Below are 18,527 nucleotides of genomic sequence, written 5' to 3' on the forward strand. Positions count from 1 at the left end.
CGGCACGGCGTAGATGTTGCGAGTGCATGAAAGCGTGACAACATCAGAGCCTATGAGCATCACGCAACGAGCCGGTGCGGCAGCCATCGTGATCGTTCCCGTTTTCGTTACATTCGCCATGATCGTCGGCGGAACTCCAGCGAAATTGGGGGCGTTCGCCCTCGTCGTGCTGACTGCGGGAGCGTACATCGGCCTACGTCATCCGCTGTATCTGTCTCGCGCTCTTGCATTTTCACTCGGTGCGTTGCCGTTCGGATACGTACCCGGCGTTCACGCTCCGTTGGTTTTCGCGTTGGGTATCGCGGTCGTTCTCGCCACTGTGATCCACCGCACAGCCGTGAGCCGCATCACATGGCCGGAACTGCCCATGATTGCGCTCATCGCTGCGTCCGCGTTGTCGATATTCGCGACGAGTGGCGCTCTGGTCGACTACGTCGAATTCGGTCAATGGCTCGTTTCCACACTCGTAGTCGTCTGCCTGTTGAGAATGCAGCGTGACGAATTGGCATTGTTCGGGCGCATCTATGTCTATGCAGCCTCGGCCGCAGCCGCTTTCGCCCTGGTGATCTTCGCCGTCGACCCCGCCGGGAAACTCATCCGCTATCTGTCGATATTCGGCTACGGCAGCGAGGAGGAAAGCACTCGCTTCGTCTACAGCAGCACCGGAGCCGCCACCGTCCGATTGGCAGGCACGTACGTCGATCCCAACGCAGCCGGAATCGGATTCGTGCTGGCACTGATGCTGTGCGTGCTGCTCTTGCGCGGCTATCTGCGCACAGCCCTTGCGGCCCTGCTGTTCCTGTCGATCGTGTTGACGCTCTCGCGGGCCGCACTGTTCTCGGTGGTGTTCGGCGTGGTGTTGATGCTGGTGTTCCAGCAGCTACGCACCCGCGAGCGCCTCGCCATCGTCGGCGCGTTCGCGGCCGCCTTCGTCGGTGCCATCGCCGTACCCACCGTCCGCAATCGAGTCTTCTCCTCCTTCGGCAACGAAGACGCGGGCTCGAGTGCACGCGGTGACGCACTCGTGGAATTCCCCGGTCACATGCAAGGCCACTGGATGTTCGGACTCGGCTGGGGCCGTGCAGAATTCAAAGACCCCACGGTCGCTTTCGAAGTCAACTACGTTGCCAACACTCCCCTGCTGACCATCTACCGCGGGGGTCTCGTCGCCGGAATCGCCTTCGTCGCGATACTCGTCGTCATCGCGATAGTGGGCTACAAACTGCTCCGCGCTCGGCAGTGGGAGTACGGGTTCTACGGCGGCGGAATGATCGGCTTCTCCGTCGTGGCACTGCAGCTCGACTTCCCGGTGGTCACCATCCCGGCCACGACGATGGCGTTTTCGGTCATGTACGCCTTTCTCGTCCACGCATGGGAAAAGGCGTCCGAAACCGATCTCGACGGCGAGAACTCCGAGAGTTCCGAAACGAAAAGCTTGCTTTCACCGGACAGTACTCGACCAGCAGTTTCATAAAAATCGCGCCAATTCTTGTGATTTGTACAAAGCTGCGTTCGTAGTGCAATGATTCACCGCACCGGCCCGTCGATTGGTACGGACCCCCTGGTGGAGAGAATGATGATGGTTCACTTTCGCGGTGGCTTTCGCACAATAATGTCAGCGACAACCGTAGTGGTCGTCGCTGTCGGGCTCGCTTTCGGAACGACGTCCGTTCTCCTTTCACCCGACCACCTCGTCGGCTCCCAATCACGTGCCGAGGCGGCCCCGAACCCGCCCGGTGTCGGACTCTCCGACGGCGGCGGACTGCTCTGGGCCACCGACGCCGAACTCGATACGACCGTGCAGTTCGTGACCGCCATGGGCGTGAAGTCGATGCGCATCGCCATCCCGTGGTCGACCGTCGAACCCACCCAGAATCAACAGAACTGGGCGCCCGTCGACCGGGTCGTGAACAAGCTGCGCGCGGCGAACATCTCCATGCTCGGCATCATCGCCTACACCCCGGCCTGGGCGACCTCGCCCGTGAACCAACCGATCAACACCCGACCGGCATCGCCTACGGCATTCGGCACCTTCGCCGGACAAGTCGCGGCTCGATACAAGGGAAAGGTGGCCGACTACGAGATTTGGAACGAGCCCAACGGGGCGATGTTCTACGCACCGGAACCCGACCCCGCCGGCTACACCGCGCTGCTCAAGGCCGCGTATCCCAAGATCAAAGCAGCCGACTCGGCCTCCACCGTCATCGGTGGCGTCCTGGGCGCGGCCGAACAGGCATGGGGAATCATCAACCCCGTCGATTTCACCAACCAGATGTACGCTGCCGGTGCCGCAGGGTATTTCGACGCCCTCTCCTACCACCCGTACCAGTACTCCCTGAAGTTCTCCGAAGGACCGTACGTCGACCACTCACCGGCCCGGCAGGTCATGGACATGCGGACGGCCATGGTCGCCAACGGCGACGGCAGCAAGAAGATCTGGGCCACCGAGTACGGCGTGCCGACATCGGTGGCGTCCGAGGATCAGCAGAGCGCGATGATCACCGACTTCGTCACCAAGTGGCGCGAGCTGCCCTACACCGGCCCGATCTTCCTCTATCAGCTCCGTGACAAGCAGACCGGCAGCAACGACCCGGAGATGACCTTCGGACTGTTGCGCACCGATTGGTCGGCCAAGCCTGCGTTGTGGGCACTGATGAGTCTGTTGCAGAACAACATCCCACGGACCGCCGAGTACAACCGCTTCGCCGCGGCACCCAACAACTTCGGTGCCGTTCTGGGGCCGGTGTTCCCCGTCCGAGACACCTGGGCGCAGTACCGCCAGGATGCCGTCGTGTACGAGATGCCCAACGGATTCGTCGGAGTTCCCCGCGCGGTCGCAGAAGCGGTGCGCTACACGGGCTTCTTGCCCACCACGCCGTTCAACGGCACCTACCAGGACTTCGACAGCCCCTACGGCCTCAGGGTGTTCTCCACCGCCATCGGCGGCACCCACAACATCGGTGGCGGCATCTTCAGCGCCTGGGACCCCACTCTGGGGCCGGCAACCAGTGACGAAGTGCCGCAGTACGGCGGCGGCGTGCGGGTGACGTTCCAGTACGGCGCGATCACGTGGGCACCGTGGGTCGGCACCACCGTCACTCGTTGAATTCACACACATCTGATCGATAATTCACAAACCGCGCGGACCTTTTCTTTCGATTCGTGCTGCCATTTCTCGGTGACTTCGTTGCGGCCACGTTAACTCTACGCAAAGGCACGGTTTCCGTTCTCTGTAAATCTATTTTGCCTTGTGAACCACCTCACTTAGCGCTATCTATTTGTCCCCGAAACGGATATTCATATACAGCGAACGAATGACTCTTCGTGGCAGGATTATGTCCAGTGTTCGCACGTCTCGTCGGGGGACGCCAGCTATTCGACGCTCTTGTTGTGCATCGGCGCACTACGGGGCGCTATTCGGCGTGCGGGAAGCCCCAGCTCCATTCGAGTACGGACCGACACGATGGGTAGCTCATGAAGACCGATGTTTCTGTGTTGCAGCCGGGTTCACTGCTCCATGACGCGGCGGCAGCATGACCGACCGCCTCCGCGTGGCCATTGCGCACGACTACCTCACCCAGCGCGGTGGTGCCGAGAAGGTCGTCCTGGCCATGGCCCGCGCCTTCCCCGACGCACCCATCTACACCACGCTCTTCGAGCCGTCGACGACGTTCCCCGAGTTCTCCGATCTCGACGTACGCCCGTCGTCCCTGAACCGAATCGGCTTCCTACGCAAGAACCACCGTGCCGCGCTTCCGTTGCTCCCGTTCGCATCCTCCTCGATCGAGATCGACGCCGACGTGGTGCTCACCAGCACCAGCGGTTGGGCACACGGCTTTCACACCTCAGGACGCAAACTCGTCTACTGCTATTCACCTGCGCGTTGGTTGTACGAATCGCAGATGTACCTGGGGGAAAGTCGCAGCCCCGTCAAACGTGTTGCCCTCAAGACGCTTTCGTACCCGCTTCGCCAGTGGGATCGACGGGCGGCCTTCTCGGCAGACCGCTACCTCGCCATCTCCACGGTGGTGCAGCAGCGCATCAGCGACGCCTACGGCATCTCGTCGACCGTCGTACCCGCACCGTTCACCGTCGAGACAGCGCCTGCCGAATCGATACCCGACGCCGCCGCGTGGCTGGGCGCAGACGGCTACTACCTGTGCATCTCCCGCCTGCTTCCGTACAAGAACGTCGACAAGGTGATGGCGGCCTTCGCCGACACCGATCGCAAGCTGATCGTCGTCGGACGCGGCCCGGAGGCCGATCGACTGCGAAAGCTCAAGTCCGACAACGTGCTCATGCTCAGTGACCTGACCTCGGGACAGATGACCTGGCTCTACCAGGGCTGTAACGGTTTGATCGCTGCAAGCTATGAAGATTACGGATTGACCCCCATCGAAGCGGGTCATCACGGCAAGCCCAGCGCAGTGTTGCGCTGGGGCGGCTTCCTCGACACCGTCGACGAGGGCGTGACCGGTGTGTACTTCGATGAGCCCCAGCCGGATTCGATCTCCAACGCGGTCGACGCCCTGGAACGCACGCACTGGGAGCCGTCGAAGATCCAGAACCACATGGAGCAGTTCAGCGAAGAACGCTTCGCAGCCGAGTTGGACGCCGCAGTGACAGACATTCATGCAGGACATATGGAGAGGACGGCGTCGCGATGACCAAGCGCGCACTGATCACCGGCATCACCGGGCAGGACGGCCTGTACCTTGCCGAACTGCTACTGAGCAAGGGCTACAAAGTGTTCGGTCTGTTACGGGGACAGAACAATCCGAAGGCAGCGATGATCGAGCAGGTGCTGCCTCAGGTAGAGGTGTTGCACGGCGACCTTCTGGATCTCTCGGCGCTGATGCGCGCTTTTGCCGTAGCCGACCCCGACGAGGTCTACAACCTCGGAGCCGTCTCCTTCGTGGCGTACTCGTGGGAGAACGCGCGTCTCACCACCGACGTCACCGGCGGCGGAGTGCTGAACATGCTCGAATCCACCCGGCTCTACGAGCAGGTAGCGGGCAAGCAGGTTCGCTTCTACCAGGCCTCGAGCTCGGAGATGTTCGGCAAGGTCCAGCAGGTTCCCCAGCGCGAGGAAACCCTGCTCTGGCCACGATCGCCCTACGGCGTCGCCAAGGTCTACGGCCACTACATGACCATCAACTACCGTGAGTCCTACGGCATGCACGCCAGCTCCGGAATTCTGTTCAACCACGAATCACCGCGTCGTGGACCGGAATTCGTCACACGTAAGGTGTCCCAGGCCGTCGCGCGCATCGCACTGGGACTGCAGAGCGAGCTCTCGCTCGGCAATCTCGACGCAAAGCGCGACTGGGGCTTCGCCGGCGACTACGTCGAAGCCATGTGGTTGATGCTGCAACAGGACGACGCCGACGACTACGTGATCTCCACCGGGGAAACCCACTCGATTCGTGAACTCCTCGACCACGCGTTCGCCGCAGTCGACATCGACGACTGGGAGCCCTACGTCAAGATCGATCCCCGCTTCTTCCGACCCGCGGAGGTCGACCTCCTCGTCGGCGACTCGGCCAAGGCCCATGCCGCACTCGGTTGGAAGCCGAAAGTCGGCTTCCCCGAATTGGTTACGATGATGGTTCAGAACGACCTCGTCGAACAATCGCCCGACACCGTCAAGATCGCGTGAGTGCCGGACATACCCCGACTGCGCTGATCACCGGAGTGGCCGGCCAGGACGGCAGCTACCTCGCCGATCTGTTGCTCGAGCGCGGTTGGACCCTCCACGGTGTGGCCAAGCCCGGCGGGAACGACGGGACGGTGAACGTCCATGTCGAGCAGCACCGCGTCGATATCAGCAAGCCGGGTGTCGCCCAGGTGCTGATCCACGAAGTGCAGCCCGACTACGTTTTTCACCTCGCCGGGATCTCCTCGGTGTGGCGATCGTGGAACGACCCGGTCCTGACCACTCAGGTCAACGGGCTCTCCGCTGCGGCACTGCTCGATGCCTGCTACACCGAGCAGGAAGCATCGGGTAAACGCATCGTGCTGGTCAACGCATCCAGTGCCGAGATCTTCGCCGGCTCCGGGGTCCCATTGCAGAACGAGGAAACGCGCGTTGCGCCCACCTCCCCCTACGGGGTGTCGAAGGCACTCAGTCACAACATGGTTCAGGTCTACCGAGCCCGAGGACTCGAAGCCACCAACGCCATCCTGTTCAACCACGAGTCGCCCAGGCGACCGGAGACCTTCGTGACCCGCAAGATCACCAAGGCCGCCGTCGCCATCACCCGGGGCACCCTCGACACGCTCGAGCTCGGCAACCTCACCGCGGAACGCGATTGGGGCTGGGCCCCGGACTACGTGGATGCAATCGCCGCCATGGCCGACTACGGAAAGGGTGACGACTTCGTGGTCGCCACCGGACAGGCTCACAGTGTCGCCGACTTCGTGGCCGCCGCCTTCGCAGCCGTAGGTATCGAGAACTGGCGTGACTACGTGCGCAGCGATTCCGAGATGCTCAGGCCCGCCGACTCGGCAAGAATGGTCGGTGACGCCACCAAAGCCCGTGATCTGTTGGGCTGGGCACCGACGAAGGATTTCGACCAGATCGTCGACGCGATGGTCCAATTCGACATGACCGAGGAGATGGCAGCATGACAGCGGTGGAACGGCCTGTGGGCGAAGCGGAGCCCGAGATCTACGACGTGTCGAACTACAAGATGCAGGACATCACGTTCAAGCGGAAGCTGCGCAACCGCATCGGCACCCTCGGCTTCAACATGATCGTCACCTTCATCCCGTCGCACTGGATTCGGCAGAACTTCCTACGTGCGTTCGGGGCGACGATCGGCAAGGACGTCTCGATCTTCCGCGGCACCACCGTCCTCGACCCCGAGGGCCTGACCATCGGCGACGCCTGCTCCATCGGTTTCCGCTGCATGCTCGACGCCCGCGGCGGAATCACGATCGGCAGCAACGTCGTCATCGCCAGCGATACACACATCATCGCCGGCTACCACGATCACAACTCACCGGAATTCACTCCGATCCTCGAACCCTGCGTCATCAATGACTACGTCTGGATCGCCAGCCGCAGTACCCTTCTCAGCGGGGTGACCCTCGGTCGCGGCGCCGTCGTCGGTGGTTGCTCGATGGTGCGCGGAGATGTCGGCGAACTCGAAGTGGTTGCCGGAGTGCCCGCGAAGGTGCGAGCGATGCGTGACCCGAAGGCGCTCGCCTACCGCCCCAAGTATCGGCCGCTGTTCTACTGATGATCCTGCGTGACTGCCGACTCGTCTACGTCGCCCCCCGATCCGGGGTCGGCGGCGTGGGCGACTACGCCGACGACTTCGCCGACGCCGTGCGACCACACTTCGCCGAGGTGATCGAGTACCGCCACGACGGACCCGGATCCCACTCGGTGCGCGATATCGTGCGGCACCGCACAGCGATTCAGGAGCTCGTCGACGCCGATCCGGGCCGTGTCATCGTGCACTGCGAACTCAGCGGCGGCTCGGTGATGCCGTTCTGGGCCACAGCTCGGCTCACCGGGAACCCGATGGTGACCGCGACGGTGCACGACCCACCCGGAATCGTCTGGTGGCCCGCCCGCACCAAGTTCCTCGCGGGCAAGAAGGTCCTCAATCACGGCCTGCACTACCCACTTCGAGCGGCCTGGCGTCGCCTCGAGCGCACCGTGGTGGGCAGCCGGACGCTGTTCGCGCTCACCCGTTCCGGTGCCGACTCCCTCGAGCGCAGCTACCCTGAGGTGACGGCCGAGGCCGTGATGCACTTCGTTCCCGAACGCCCCGACATCACCCCCGCCGAGGATCGCCCCCTGGCCGTCGGCCTGTTCGGATTCGTCTACCGTGGAAAAGGATTCGACCAGCTCCAGCAGCTCCGCGATCGTATGCCGAACGACATCGCCATTCGCATCGCCGGCCGCGGAACCGAACTACTCGACCCCGTCGACGGCGTCGAGATCCTCGGTGAGGTCAACGGACCGGACGAGGACGCCTTCTTCGATTCCATCCGTGCACTCGTGGTGCCCTACGGCAAACGATCCATCTACGGTGACGCCTTCCCTGCCTCCGGTTCGGTCAGTCGCGCCATCGCTTATCAGACCCCGGTGGTGTGTCTTCAGGAAGGCGCACTGTCCGAAACCGACGGCGGTGCACTGGTCGTCGCGGGTGGAACGAACGAGATCGCCGACGCCACCGCAGCCCTCGTCACCGACCGGGCGGCACTGACGAGGCTGCGCCGCGAAGTGGAGACCCTGCGCCGCGCCAACTCCCCCGACATGGTGGCTCAGAACTTCGTGGCTGTGTGGTCCAAATGATGCGGTGGTCCCGATGATGCGGTGGTGCGAATGAACGGCAACCTGATCAAGGCCGGGATCGCGGCCCTGTGGACCTACGGCGGCCGCGGCATCGGCCTACTGTGGACCGTCGCGCTGTTCGCCAAGCTGGGGATCTCCGATTACGGCCAGTACGCGATGGCCTTCGCCCTCGCCGCGATTCTGGCTGCGCCACTGGATCATCCGTTCACCGTGCGCTCGATTCGCGTGACCGAACGCGATTTCCTGGGCGAGCGCACTACCCGCGTACTCGTCGGTGCCGTGCTCGTCGTCGCTGGGCTGTGTCTGGTTCAGGTCAGTTACATCGCCTGGTTCGCCCTCGTCATCGGCGGTGGTGAGCTGGTCTTCAACGCATACAAGAGCAGGGCACTGCGCGACGGCCGTCCCGACCTCACACAACGACTGGACACCACGAGGCAGGCAACGTCCATCGCGCTGGCGACGGCGTACTTGTTCGCCGTTCCCGACCCCACGTTGACAGTCGCCAGCCTGCTCTACGCCGCACCGTATTTCGTGATCGCACTGCTCGCAGCCCTGCAGGCCCGGGTAGCCGCGCCGCGCGTTCCCGGCTCGTGGCGCGAGATGTCGATGCTGTTCTCGGAGAACCTCGCCAACGCGGTCTACATCCAAGGCGACGTGCTGCTGCTCGGCTTCCTCACCGATTCCACCATCGCCGGCTACTACTCCGTTGCCGCGGTGACCGCCTGGGCGGTGGCCTTCATCGGACAGGCCTTCGGCAACACATTCCACGAAAAGCTGCGTGCAGCAGACGGACTCGTCAGCGCCGGACCGGCCTTGAAGCACACCGCGGCTCTCGGCACCGCAGCGGGCTCACTGCTGCTGGTGGCCGGCCTCCTGCTCTTCTTCACGCCCGCGTCGGATCAGATCGCGGGCGCCCTGGTGGTGATGTCGCTGTTCGTGGTGATGCGGGTGATGAATCACGTGTTCACCACCGTGCTCTACCTCCAGCACCGCGACCGCACGCGAGTGCTGGCGGCCGCAACCCTGGCACCGCTGAAGATGGTCCTCGTCCTGTGTCTGTTCCCGTTCGGTGCCGTCGGCGCAGCCGTCGCCTCGGTGATCACCGACGCCGTACTGCTCGTCTGGTTCATGCGCGCCCTGTACCGCACTGCGGTGAAAGACAATTCGGTGAAAGAAGAGGTGCCGCAATGAGACGCGCGACGTTCCTGCTGTCCAAGGACCCCGTCACCGAACACGGCGGCGACATCGCACTGTCCCGGTTGATGATGCAGCTCGCCCGTGAGGCGTTCGAGGTGCGATCGATCTGCCTGTCCAAGGAGACCGACGTCGTCCCCGACGTGGTGCGCGTCCCCAAGCCGACCGTCGACGTCGCTCTGCTCCTGAAGTCGGTGCGGCCGACCCGCTCGGTGGTACACGGACGCTACGACGTCGACGCCTTCCGCGATGCCATCGACGCATCCACCTCCGATGTGTATGTGGCCGAACACAGTTACATGGCCGAATCGTTCCTCCGCTCGGCCAAGATGGGGTCACCGTTCGCGATCAACACCGTCAACACCGAATCGCAGGTGTGGAAGGTGACCCGTGGACTGATCGGCCGTATCGAGGCACCCCGCATCCTGCGGGACGAAATCCGCGTCGCCCGCGCGGCCCATGCCGTCGGGACCTACGACGCCGACGAGGCCCAGATGTACCGAGACAACGGAGTCCGCGACGCTCGGTGGATCGACCTCACCCTCGAACCCGCGCCGCAACTCGACCTGTCCCAGACCGCGAAGCGCTTGGTGTTCATGGGGACTCGCGATTGGCCACCGAACCAGGAGGCCTTCAAGATCGCGCTCGAGTACTGGCCGGCGATCTCGGCGGGAATCGAGGGTGCCGAACTGTGCATCATCGGTGCCAAGGCTCCCGGTGCCAAGGATCCCGTCTACCCCGCCGGCGTTCGCGATCTCGGCTTCGTCGACGATCTGCAGGAATTCCTCGGCACCTGCCGGGCACTGATCGCCCCGGTCGCCACCGGCGGCGGCGTGCGCGTCAAGATCCTCGACGCAGCCAGCAAGGGACTTCCCGTCGTCGGTACCTCGGCCGCCGTCGGATCACTGGATTCGATCTTCGAGCTGCCCACGTTCGACGACAAGGAGCAGTTCGTCGCCGAATGCCGCCGCTACCTGCTCGACCGCACCGCCGCCGTCAAAGCGGGGGAGCGAATCTACGAGCTGAACACCGCGCGGTGGAACGACCGTGTGCCCCATTCGACCGTCGAAGCACTGATCAGCGCCCCGTTGACGAGCACTTAGGATGACCGCCATGACCTTCCGCTCACGCCTGCTCACCGTTGCCGCAGCCGCCGCGATCGCTGTCGGACTCTCCTCGCCCGTCGCGCAGGCGGCCCCGGCCGACCTGGGCTTCACCGGTGGCGCACCGTTTCTGACGCTCGACGACGCCACGCTGAACAACGAACTCGGTGCCGGACGCGACATCGGTGCCTCGTGGGTACGGGTGGTCGTGAACTGGGCCGCAATCGAGACGGCCCCGGGAGTCTTCGACTGGGGCAACACCGATCGCGTGATCAACGCCGCGAGAGCGCAGGGCTATTCCGTACTGGCCGTGCTGGGCGGAACCCCCGGATGGGCGCAGGGCGGCATCGCCTCACCACTTCCCGGCGCAGTTCCGCTCGATCCCAACACCTTCGGCGCATTCGCCGGCGCAGCCGCTGCGCACCTCGGTGATCGCGTCGACCACTACGAGGTGTGGAACGAGCCCAACATCCCCACCTTCTTCGCACCCGTCGATGCAGTCCGCTACACGAACATGCTGCGCGCGGCCTACCCCGCGATCCACAACGCCGACGCCGGAGCCACCGTGCTGAGCGCCGGACTGGCGACCACCATCAACGCCGGAGCCTGGACCGTCGCGCCGGTGACCTTCCTGCAGCAGATGTACGCCGCCGGAGCAGCCGGATTCATGGACGCCGTCGCCATGCACCCCTACACCTTCCCCTTCACCGTCGAGAACGACCCCAACGGCCAATGGGCACAGGTGGATCAGGCCTACGGCACGATGGCGGCCAACGGAGACGGCGGCAAGAAGATCTGGATCACCGAGCTCGGCGCACCCACCGGCACCGGCGCGGGAGCTGTTCCCGAGGATCTGCAGGCCGCCATCATCGGCTCGAGCCTGGCCAAGGCGTCGTCGCTCCCCTACGTCGGCCCGGTGTTCGTGCACTCCCTGCGTGACTCGGGAACCAACCTCGCCGACACCGAACAGAACTACGGACTGCTGCGCAGCGACTTCAGCGCCAAGCCGGCCTACGACGTGGTGCGGGGTTCGTAGCGGGTCGTCCCATGCCGGCATGGAACAACGTTCCAGTTGTGGCAGGATCTGGCCATGACGAACACGAAGCCGACATCAGCTCGACGTTCGGATGCTCTGTCGAAAGAGCGCATCGTGACGGTGGCGATCGAGATGCTCGATGAGGGCGGAACCGAGGCTTTGACGTTCCGCACTCTGGCCGCACGTTTGTCGACAGGCCCCGGAGCGCTGTACCACCACCTCGGCAACAGAGACGATCTGCTCGCGGCGGCGGCCGAAACCGTCATGGCATCGGCCTTCGAATCATCGTCCGAGAACGGTGCGGCAGAACATGATGTTCGCGGCCTGATGATGAGAGTGTTCGACGTGATCACCACTCGTCCATGGGTGGCAACGCAACTCGCCGCCGCTCCGTGGCAGCCGGCCGTCCTGCATCTGTTCGACCGCATCGGAACCGAACTCGACGCACGCGGAGTTCCGAACGATGCGCAGTTCGACGCCGCATCCGTCCTTCTGTACCACGCTATCGGGGTTGCGAGTCAGCGCGATGCCGGGAGGGAACTGGCCGCCACGGTGACGGACCGTGCGGCATTTCTCGACTCCACGCGCACAGCAGTGACGGACACCGGCGACTATCCGTTCCTGACTCGGATCGCGTCGCAGTTCGCAAGCCACGACGACCGCGAGCAGTTCCAGGCCGGAATCGACATCGTCCTGGCCGGCATCGACCGAGGTTGAACCGAACGCCAGCCGACACCCCCGCTTGACAGGCTTGGAACAGTGTTCCATTCTTGGTTGGAACAGCGTTCCAACAACGAGCGGAGACAGTCATGGGTTCATCCATCTCGATCATCGGTGCAGGCCTCGGCGGCCTGGTGCTGGCACGGGTTCTGCACGTGCACGGAATCGCCGCCACGGTGTACGAGGCCGACGCCACGCCTGACGTGCGCACCCAGGGCGGGCAGCTCGACATCCACGAGGGGGACGGGCAAGTCGCCCTGGCCGCAGCCGGGCTCACCGAGCAGTTTCGGGCCATCATTCACGAGGGAGGCGAAGCGACTCGCGTACTACGCCCGAACGGCGAGGCTCTGTTCGACGAATCCGACGACGGCACCGGGGGTCGACCGGAGGTGCTGCGCGGCGACCTGCGACGCATTCTGCTCGACTCACTGCCCGCCGACACCGTTCAGTGGGGCCACAAGCTCGCCTCCGTGCGCCCGCTGGGCAATGGGCAACACGACATCGAGTTCGAGAACGGAACCACCAGGGTCAGCGATCTGCTCGTCGGCGCCGACGGCGCGTGGTCACGAGTCCGATCTCTGCTCTCCGCCGCCGTGCCCGAATATGTGGGCACGGTCTTCATCGAGACCTACCTGCACGACGTCGATGCGCGTCACCCCGTCACCGCCCGGGCAGTCGGTGGTGGCGCAATGTTCGCCCTCAGCCCGGGGAAGGGAATCACCGTGCACCGAGAGGTCGGCGGCATCCTGCACACCTACGTTCAGCTCAACCGCAGCCCCGAGTGGATCGACTCGATCGATTTCTCCGACGCCGCTTCCGCCAGAGCAACGATCGCAGCCGAGTTCGACGGGTGGGCAACGGAATTGACTGCGTTGATCACCGACGGGGAGACCGCGCTGGTTCCCCGCAGGATCTTCACGCTGCCCAACGACCACCACTGGGATCACACATCGGGAGTGACACTCCTGGGCGACGCCGCACACCTGATGCCGCCATCCGGCGACGGCGCGAATCTGGCGATGTTCGACGGTGCCGAACTCGCTCGCGCGATCGCCGATCACCGCGGCGACCTCGACACAGCTCTGTCGGTCTTCGAGAAGGCCATGTTCACCCGAAGTGAAGCGGTGGCCGTCCAGGCACACGAAACGCTCGACCTGTGTCTCGGGGAACGATCACCGTTCGGGCTGATCGACCTGATCACCGGCGTCACCACCGGCAGCTCCGGTGATCGCCTCGCGCAGTAGCACATTCGCTCTCCGCCGCGGTGTCGAGTGCGAGGGTGGGACCCGACCACCTCCATGTCGGTCATGATGTACCGGTGCCGACTACCGATCCGTTCCATGCCCTCGTTCTGATGAACGCAGTGTTCGCCTCTGCCGCATGGAGTCTCGCCAAGCCCTCGTGGCCCGCAGCGATATCGCTGGTTGTCGCCTCAATCCTGTGGTTGTTCTTCAACGCCCCCATCGAAGGCGCAGTGTTGTACGTGGTCGACGCAGACAGAGGTTTGACCGAATCCGACTTCCTCACTGTTGGTGGGGTGATCCTGGCTGGGATGACTGCTGCCAGGGTCCGGCGCCGACCGGACGTCGACTCCTGAGCAACTGGTGCTCCACTCCTCGACGACATCGGGGGATTCCCTCCCGTCGGGGCCTTGAGTGGAGCGTCCCGTGCAACCGATGCGGCTCGTCCGCGATGTAGTACTTCAGATGGATGCGCTCTCGAGTACCCGGTGATTGACTCTCACCCGTGATCCGTTCGATGAGTAAGTCCGTCAACCGAAGTCGCTGGTCGATCGTCGTATTGGCATGCGGCGGGGCGGCGTTGGTGGCCGCGTTCGTGCTCGGCCCAGCCGCGTTGCTGCGCGGACGCTATCCGCAGTTCCAGGATCAATCCGTCATGAGTGAGCTGCTCGGCCGCGGCTTGGTCGAGTACTGGGGCAGCGGCGTCCGCACCTATCCGCCCGGCTTGGCGGAGATGGTGGACTACTGGTTCGAGTGGCACGCGATCAAGATCGTCATCTCGGTGCTGCTGACCGTGGTTCTGGGTCTGCTCGCGGCGACTCTGTGGCGGCGATCTCTGACGGCAGGCGCAGGTTACGTGGTCGCTGCGGCCACTACGACTGTGCTGTCGTTGTTTTCGGTGTTTCTGACTGTGCTCAACATCCAGTCGACGGTCGCACCCGTGGTCGCCCTGCTTCCGATGCTCTCCGCTGACAAGGCGGACGGGCGAGCGGCGCAGTCTCTGATCGAGAACGGCGTGCAGAGTGGAGACACCAGGCCGCCTCTGCTCGAGTTGCTCACACAGGTCGAGCACTACAACTGGGCGGTGATCGTCGCTACCGCAGTGGTGATCGCGGTCGTCGGTACCGGAACCGTCATCGCCTACCGACGCCACCGGTCGTCTGACGGTGCTCACCGTCGGATGTTCGTCATCCTCGGATCACTCGGTGCAGTGATGACGATCGCGACGGCGCTGCTGTTCATTGCGGCCGTCGTTGCCGTCGTCGATCCTGGAGCAGCCCTGCTCGACGCGGTCGGTCTCTGACTCTATTGCCGTCTGCGATCGCGGGCACGGGCACGGAATTGGCCGAGTGCGAGGACGATCAACGCGACCCCCAACAGCGTGAGGGGAATGTGGGCGAGGGGAGCGTAGATGTCGAGTACGACGAGCTGCCACACCACCCACCCGATGGTCACCAGCCCCACACACGCGACATACACCGCCGCTTCGGACGCATCGACGAGCACCGCGGCCACGCAGATCAACGGCCCGAGGCCGAGAAAGAACAGCACGAACAACCCGGATACGCGGTAGTCCCAGGTGTGCCACGAAGGGAGCATTCCGACGTTCAACCCGAGCGACCGCCCACTGGGGTCGGAGGTCAAGGACAGTCCGTTGAACATCCCGGCTGCACCGAGCACGATCAGCAATGCCACCGTCGAGAGCTTGTTCACGGTGGCGTCATGAGTTGGTTGTCCTTCGGTCGTGGCCGCCGCACCCCAGCGTAGCTGTTGATCCTGCCAGAAGGAGGCCGCTCGGTCTTGTTCTATCCGAGAAAGCACTATGCGAGACTCAGCGTATGAGCATCAAGCTCGAAAACGTCGGCATCGCCGTCCGCGACATCGAAGCCACGATCGACTTCTTCACCGAGCTCGGCCTCACGGTCCTCGGCCGCGACACGGTCAGCGGTGAGTGGGCGGACACCGCCGTCGGTCTCGACGGCAACCACGCCAAGATCGCAGTGCTGCAAACCCCGGACGGCCTCGGCCGTATCGAGCTGTTCGAGTACATCCACCCCGACGCCATCGAGACGACGCCGACGCTGCCCAACGAGATCGGCATGCACCGCATCGCGTTCTCGGTCGACGACATCGACGCCGCTCTGGCGATTGCAGCCCGCCACGGTTACCTACCCCTGCGAGGCGTGGCCGATTACGAGGGCGTCTACAAGCTCACCTACCTCCGCGGGCCGAGCGGCATTCTTCTGATGTTCGCCCAATCGCTTTCGACTCCCGAAAGCTAAGTCACCGCGTTGGCAGCTCGAACAACCGCGTCGAGGGTGGCAGACAGGACGGAGCGATCGATACCGGCCGCCCATCCGGAGCCTGCGGCAGTGCGATATTCGAGCATCGTGACGGCATCGCTGTCGTTGCCGGCCCGCACACTGGTCTGGGTCAGACCGAGAATCTCCACGTGACGGCCATGCGCGGCCAACGCGTCGACGAGTGCCTCGACCGGCCCGACGCCCCTGTGTGACGTGCTGTAGGACGTCCCGTCGATCTTCAGCGTGACGCAGGTGTCGGCGGAACCGTTGTCATCGTGAGAGTCGAAGCCGATCAGCGTCACATCTGCATCGTCGATATCGATGTACTCCGCCCTGAAGATGTCCCAGAGCTGCTCGGCCGACAGTTCGGTACCGATCGAATCGGTGCGGTTCTGCACGTGCCGGGCGAGGTCGATCTGAAGGCGACGCGGGAGTTCGATGCCGTAGCCGGTTTCCAGAAGATAGGCGATTCCTCCCTTGCCCGATTGCGAGTTCACTCGAATGACAGCGTCGTACGAGCGACCGATGTCGTTGGGGTCGATCGGCAGATATGGCACCCGCCATTCGATCTCGTCCTCGGAGCGACCTTCGCTCACCGCTCGCGTGCGGTGCTCGGCGAAACCCTTCCTGATGGCGTCCTGGTGCGTACCACTGAAGGCGGTGTGCACCAGATCGCCCACATACGGGTGCCGAGGATGGATCTCGAGTTGGTTGCAGTATTCGACGGTGCGGCGAATCTGGTCGATGTCGGAGAAGTCGATCATGGGATCGATACCCTGTGCATGCAAATTGAGTGCGAGAGTGGCGATATCGACGTTTCCGGTGCGTTCGCCGTTGCCGAACACACAACCCTCCACTCGTTGCGCACCGGCCAGAACTGCCAGCTCGGCGCAGGCAATGCCCGTGCCGCGGTCGTTGTGCGGATGGACCGAGAGGATCACGCTGTCTCGACGCGCAAGGTTGTTGTTCATGTACTCGATCTGGTCTGCATAGACATTCGGTGTCGCCACTTCCACGGTGGCAGGCAGATTCAGGATGACCGGCCGCTGCTGCGTAGCGTCCCACGCAGTCGTGACTGCATCGCAGACGTCGAGAACATAGTCGGGTTCGGTGAGATTGAAGACCTCGGGTGAGAACTCGAACCGCACGTTGGGCAGGTCGCCGGCAAGTTCGAGAACGTCGGCCGCACCCGAAAGTATCAGTGAGCGAAGCTCGTTGGCCTCGCGGCCGAGTACCACCTCACGCCACGTCGGAGCAGTGGCGGTGTACATGTGGATCACGACGTCGTTGGTGATGCCGCGAATCGACTCCACCGTTCGCTCGATCAGGTCGCGTCGAGCCGGGGTGAAGACCACCACGGTGACGTCGTCGGGTGCGAGATCGGTGTGGGCAAGCAGTCGCACGAAATCGAAATCGGTTTGCGAGGCCGACGGATAGCCGACTTCGATTTCCTTGTAGCCCATGGCAACCATCAACTCGAAGAACTGCTTCTTGCGGGCAGGATCCATCGGCTCGGGAAGCGCTTGGTTACCGTCGCGGAGATCGACAGGTACCCACAGCGGTGCCTTGGTCAGCCGTCGGTCGGGCCATTGACGTTCCGTGAGCGGAATGTCGACCTTCGAGTAGACGTCACGGTAACGATGTGACGGCATCTGGGAGCGCCGCTGCCGATTCCAGGTGGGCGCACCGGAGGGGACGGGACCAGCGGGAGTGGACAGGGTGGGAAATGCAGACATGGTGGAGGTACCTGTTCTGATCGGACGGTGAGGCGAACCGGCAGGCATCGGGCTCCACGACGGGGTTGCCGGTCCTGGCTATGCCCCGTCGTGGCCGATAAGGAGAAGGCCCGTGAATGTGCGCATGCGAGCAATGTATCACTACTCCTCAGACAAGCTGAGGAGTAGTGTTTCGGTGTGACCGCGATACGCCGAACATCCTTGGCCGATCAGGCCGCCGAACTTCTGCTTGCACGAATTCAGTCCGGCGAGTGGCCGATCGGCACCAAACTGCCAGGTGAAACCACCCTTGCCCCCATGTTCGACGTAGGTAGATCGACGATGCGCGAGGCCATCAGACAACTGGCGGGGCGCGGAATCCTCGTCACCCGGCAGGGCTCCGGAGTCTTCGTCGAATCACTCGACGAGGCACGGACGGAATGGGACCGAGTTCTGCAGCGGGTTCACATCACCGCAGTCCTCGAAGCCCGCCTCGCGATCGAAGGTGAGGCCGCCGCCCTCGCCGCAACCAGACGCACCCCCACCGATCTCGACACCATTCGCAGCTCACTCGAAACGCGCAACACCGCTCGCAGCGACGCAGTCGATCTGGTGAACGCGGACATGGCTTTTCACCGCTCCATCGTGGTCGCGTCACACAACGACATTCTGCTCGGACTCTTCGACTCCATGGCACCACGTCTCCGCGACGCCATGATCGACATGTTGCGAATGGCCGGATCGTTCGGCGACAAGGCCGACCACGACACGCACACAGACGTCGTCGAGGCAATCGCGGCCCGCGATTCACAAAAAGCTCACGTCCTCGCACGCGCGCACCTGCTGGAGTTGTCGGAGTCGATGAATCCGTCGATGTAACGGGCCGGCAGGTAAGGGAGGAACA

The 18,527-nt window shown here is 63.7% G+C and carries 18 protein-coding genes; 16 read left to right on the plus strand and 2 right to left on the minus strand.

Annotated elements, in window-relative coordinates:
• The first annotated feature begins 52 nt into the window (after nt 1-52).
• The 14 genes from CH274_RS10930 to CH274_RS10995 all read left to right on the plus strand — a co-directional run bounded on the left by CH274_RS10930 (nt 53) and on the right by CH274_RS10995 (nt 14,908).
• A complete protein-coding gene (locus tag CH274_RS10930; protein WP_256993548.1) occupies nt 53-1,474 on the plus strand; it encodes an O-antigen ligase family protein in 1,422 nt (473 codons plus the stop codon).
• 138 nt (nt 1,475-1,612) lie between these two features.
• The gene (locus CH274_RS10935) at nt 1,613-3,106 is read left to right on the plus strand and encodes a glycoside hydrolase family 5 protein (protein WP_256993549.1); all 1,494 of its coding nucleotides are present in this window, start codon (nt 1,613-1,615) and stop codon (nt 3,104-3,106) included.
• A 427-nt stretch (nt 3,107-3,533) separates the two neighbouring features.
• Nucleotides 3,534-4,667: a glycosyltransferase gene (locus CH274_RS10940; RefSeq protein ID WP_094657442.1), complete on the plus strand. Its 1,134-nt coding sequence runs from the start codon at nt 3,534-3,536 to the stop codon at nt 4,665-4,667.
• On the plus strand, nt 4,664-5,659 hold the full coding sequence (locus CH274_RS10945) for a GDP-mannose 4,6-dehydratase (RefSeq protein WP_032396558.1): 996 nt from the start codon (nt 4,664-4,666) through the stop codon (nt 5,657-5,659). The genes CH274_RS10940 and CH274_RS10945 overlap by 4 nt, the downstream gene beginning before the upstream one ends.
• Nucleotides 5,656-6,630, plus strand: a complete 975-nt coding sequence (locus CH274_RS10950; protein ID WP_256980365.1) for a GDP-mannose 4,6-dehydratase — start codon at nt 5,656-5,658, stop codon at nt 6,628-6,630. Before CH274_RS10945 ends, CH274_RS10950 begins: the two co-directional genes overlap by 4 nt.
• Nucleotides 6,627-7,244, plus strand: coding sequence for an acyltransferase (locus CH274_RS10955; RefSeq protein ID WP_032396559.1), 618 nt, complete (start codon nt 6,627-6,629; stop codon nt 7,242-7,244). Before CH274_RS10950 ends, CH274_RS10955 begins: the two co-directional genes overlap by 4 nt.
• A complete protein-coding gene (locus tag CH274_RS10960; protein ID WP_256993550.1) occupies nt 7,244-8,311 on the plus strand; it encodes a glycosyltransferase in 1,068 nt (355 codons plus the stop codon). The genes CH274_RS10955 and CH274_RS10960 overlap by 1 nt, the downstream gene beginning before the upstream one ends.
• Nucleotides 8,312-8,341: 30 nt before the next feature.
• Nucleotides 8,342-9,502 carry a lipopolysaccharide biosynthesis protein gene (locus CH274_RS10965; RefSeq protein WP_094657443.1) on the plus strand — a complete coding sequence of 387 codons (1,161 nt, stop codon included), beginning with the start codon at nt 8,342-8,344 and terminating at the stop codon, nt 9,500-9,502.
• Nucleotides 9,499-10,608 (plus strand): glycosyltransferase, encoded by a 1,110-nt coding sequence (locus CH274_RS10970; protein WP_094645998.1) that lies wholly within the window; start codon nt 9,499-9,501, stop codon nt 10,606-10,608. Before CH274_RS10965 ends, CH274_RS10970 begins: the two co-directional genes overlap by 4 nt.
• 1 nt (nt 10,609) lies before the next feature.
• Nucleotides 10,610-11,644, plus strand: coding sequence for a hypothetical protein (locus CH274_RS10975; protein WP_256993551.1), 1,035 nt, complete (start codon nt 10,610-10,612; stop codon nt 11,642-11,644).
• A 54-nt stretch (nt 11,645-11,698) separates the two neighbouring features.
• Nucleotides 11,699-12,361 (plus strand): TetR/AcrR family transcriptional regulator, encoded by a 663-nt coding sequence (locus tag CH274_RS10980; protein WP_094657572.1) that lies wholly within the window; start codon nt 11,699-11,701, stop codon nt 12,359-12,361.
• A 92-nt stretch (nt 12,362-12,453) separates the two neighbouring features.
• Nucleotides 12,454-13,608, plus strand: coding sequence for an FAD-dependent oxidoreductase (locus CH274_RS10985; RefSeq protein WP_094657444.1), 1,155 nt, complete (start codon nt 12,454-12,456; stop codon nt 13,606-13,608).
• Between the two features lie 74 nt (nt 13,609-13,682).
• Entirely contained in the window at nt 13,683-13,961 is a 279-nt protein-coding gene (locus CH274_RS10990; protein ID WP_094657445.1) for a hypothetical protein, read from the plus strand.
• A 161-nt stretch (nt 13,962-14,122) separates the two neighbouring features.
• Nucleotides 14,123-14,908 (plus strand): hypothetical protein, encoded by a 786-nt coding sequence (locus CH274_RS10995; RefSeq protein WP_143546549.1) that lies wholly within the window; start codon nt 14,123-14,125, stop codon nt 14,906-14,908.
• A 2-nt stretch (nt 14,909-14,910) separates the two neighbouring features.
• Here the strand turns inward: CH274_RS10995 and CH274_RS11000 are convergent, their stop codons facing one another.
• Nucleotides 14,911-15,318: a hypothetical protein gene (locus tag CH274_RS11000; RefSeq protein ID WP_094657447.1), complete on the minus strand. Its 408-nt coding sequence runs from the start codon at nt 15,316-15,318 to the stop codon at nt 14,911-14,913.
• Nucleotides 15,319-15,443: 125 nt separating this feature from the next.
• On the opposite strand from CH274_RS11000, the gene CH274_RS11005 reads away from it, so the two are divergent.
• Nucleotides 15,444-15,887: a VOC family protein gene (locus CH274_RS11005; protein ID WP_094646002.1), complete on the plus strand. Its 444-nt coding sequence runs from the start codon at nt 15,444-15,446 to the stop codon at nt 15,885-15,887.
• Here the strand turns inward: CH274_RS11005 and CH274_RS11010 are convergent.
• Nucleotides 15,884-17,644 (minus strand): 2-isopropylmalate synthase, encoded by a 1,761-nt coding sequence (locus tag CH274_RS11010; RefSeq protein WP_094657448.1) that lies wholly within the window; start codon nt 17,642-17,644, stop codon nt 15,884-15,886. The genes CH274_RS11005 and CH274_RS11010 overlap by 4 nt on opposite strands.
• A gap of 177 nt (nt 17,645-17,821) precedes the next feature.
• Here CH274_RS11010 and CH274_RS11015 point away from each other — a divergent pair, with 177 nt between their 5' ends.
• The gene (locus CH274_RS11015; protein WP_094657449.1) at nt 17,822-18,502 is read left to right on the plus strand and encodes a FadR/GntR family transcriptional regulator; all 681 of its coding nucleotides are present in this window, start codon (nt 17,822-17,824) and stop codon (nt 18,500-18,502) included.
• Nucleotides 18,503-18,527: the final 25 nt, after the last annotated feature.

Origin of the sequence: Rhodococcus sp. 06-418-5, assembly GCF_002258285.1 — a bacterium.
GTDB lineage: Bacteria > Actinomycetota > Actinomycetes > Mycobacteriales > Mycobacteriaceae > Rhodococcoides.

Bases quoted from the DNA above. Each gene is read 5' to 3' on its own strand.
- CH274_RS10930 (WP_256993548.1), top strand. From the start codon at position 53: ATGAGCATCACGCAACGAGCCGGTGCGGCAGCCATCGTGATCGTTCCC.
- CH274_RS10935 (WP_256993549.1), top strand. From the start codon at position 1,613: ATGTCAGCGACAACCGTAGTGGTCGTCGCTGTCGGGCTCGCTTTCGGA.
- CH274_RS10940 (WP_094657442.1), top strand. From the start codon at position 3,534: ATGACCGACCGCCTCCGCGTGGCCATTGCGCACGACTACCTCACCCAG.
- CH274_RS10945 (WP_032396558.1), top strand. From the start codon at position 4,664: ATGACCAAGCGCGCACTGATCACCGGCATCACCGGGCAGGACGGCCTG.
- CH274_RS10955 (WP_032396559.1), top strand. From the start codon at position 6,627: ATGACAGCGGTGGAACGGCCTGTGGGCGAAGCGGAGCCCGAGATCTAC.
- CH274_RS10960 (WP_256993550.1), top strand. From the start codon at position 7,244: ATGATCCTGCGTGACTGCCGACTCGTCTACGTCGCCCCCCGATCCGGG.
- CH274_RS10965 (WP_094657443.1), top strand. From the start codon at position 8,342: ATGAACGGCAACCTGATCAAGGCCGGGATCGCGGCCCTGTGGACCTAC.
- CH274_RS10970 (WP_094645998.1), top strand. From the start codon at position 9,499: ATGAGACGCGCGACGTTCCTGCTGTCCAAGGACCCCGTCACCGAACAC.
- CH274_RS10975 (WP_256993551.1), top strand. From the start codon at position 10,610: ATGACCGCCATGACCTTCCGCTCACGCCTGCTCACCGTTGCCGCAGCC.
- CH274_RS10980 (WP_094657572.1), top strand. From the start codon at position 11,699: ATGACGAACACGAAGCCGACATCAGCTCGACGTTCGGATGCTCTGTCG.
- CH274_RS10985 (WP_094657444.1), top strand. From the start codon at position 12,454: ATGGGTTCATCCATCTCGATCATCGGTGCAGGCCTCGGCGGCCTGGTG.
- CH274_RS10995 (WP_143546549.1), top strand. From the start codon at position 14,123: ATGAGTAAGTCCGTCAACCGAAGTCGCTGGTCGATCGTCGTATTGGCA.
- CH274_RS11005 (WP_094646002.1), top strand. From the start codon at position 15,444: ATGAGCATCAAGCTCGAAAACGTCGGCATCGCCGTCCGCGACATCGAA.
- CH274_RS11010 (WP_094657448.1), bottom strand. From the start codon at position 17,644: ATGTCTGCATTTCCCACCCTGTCCACTCCCGCTGGTCCCGTCCCCTCC.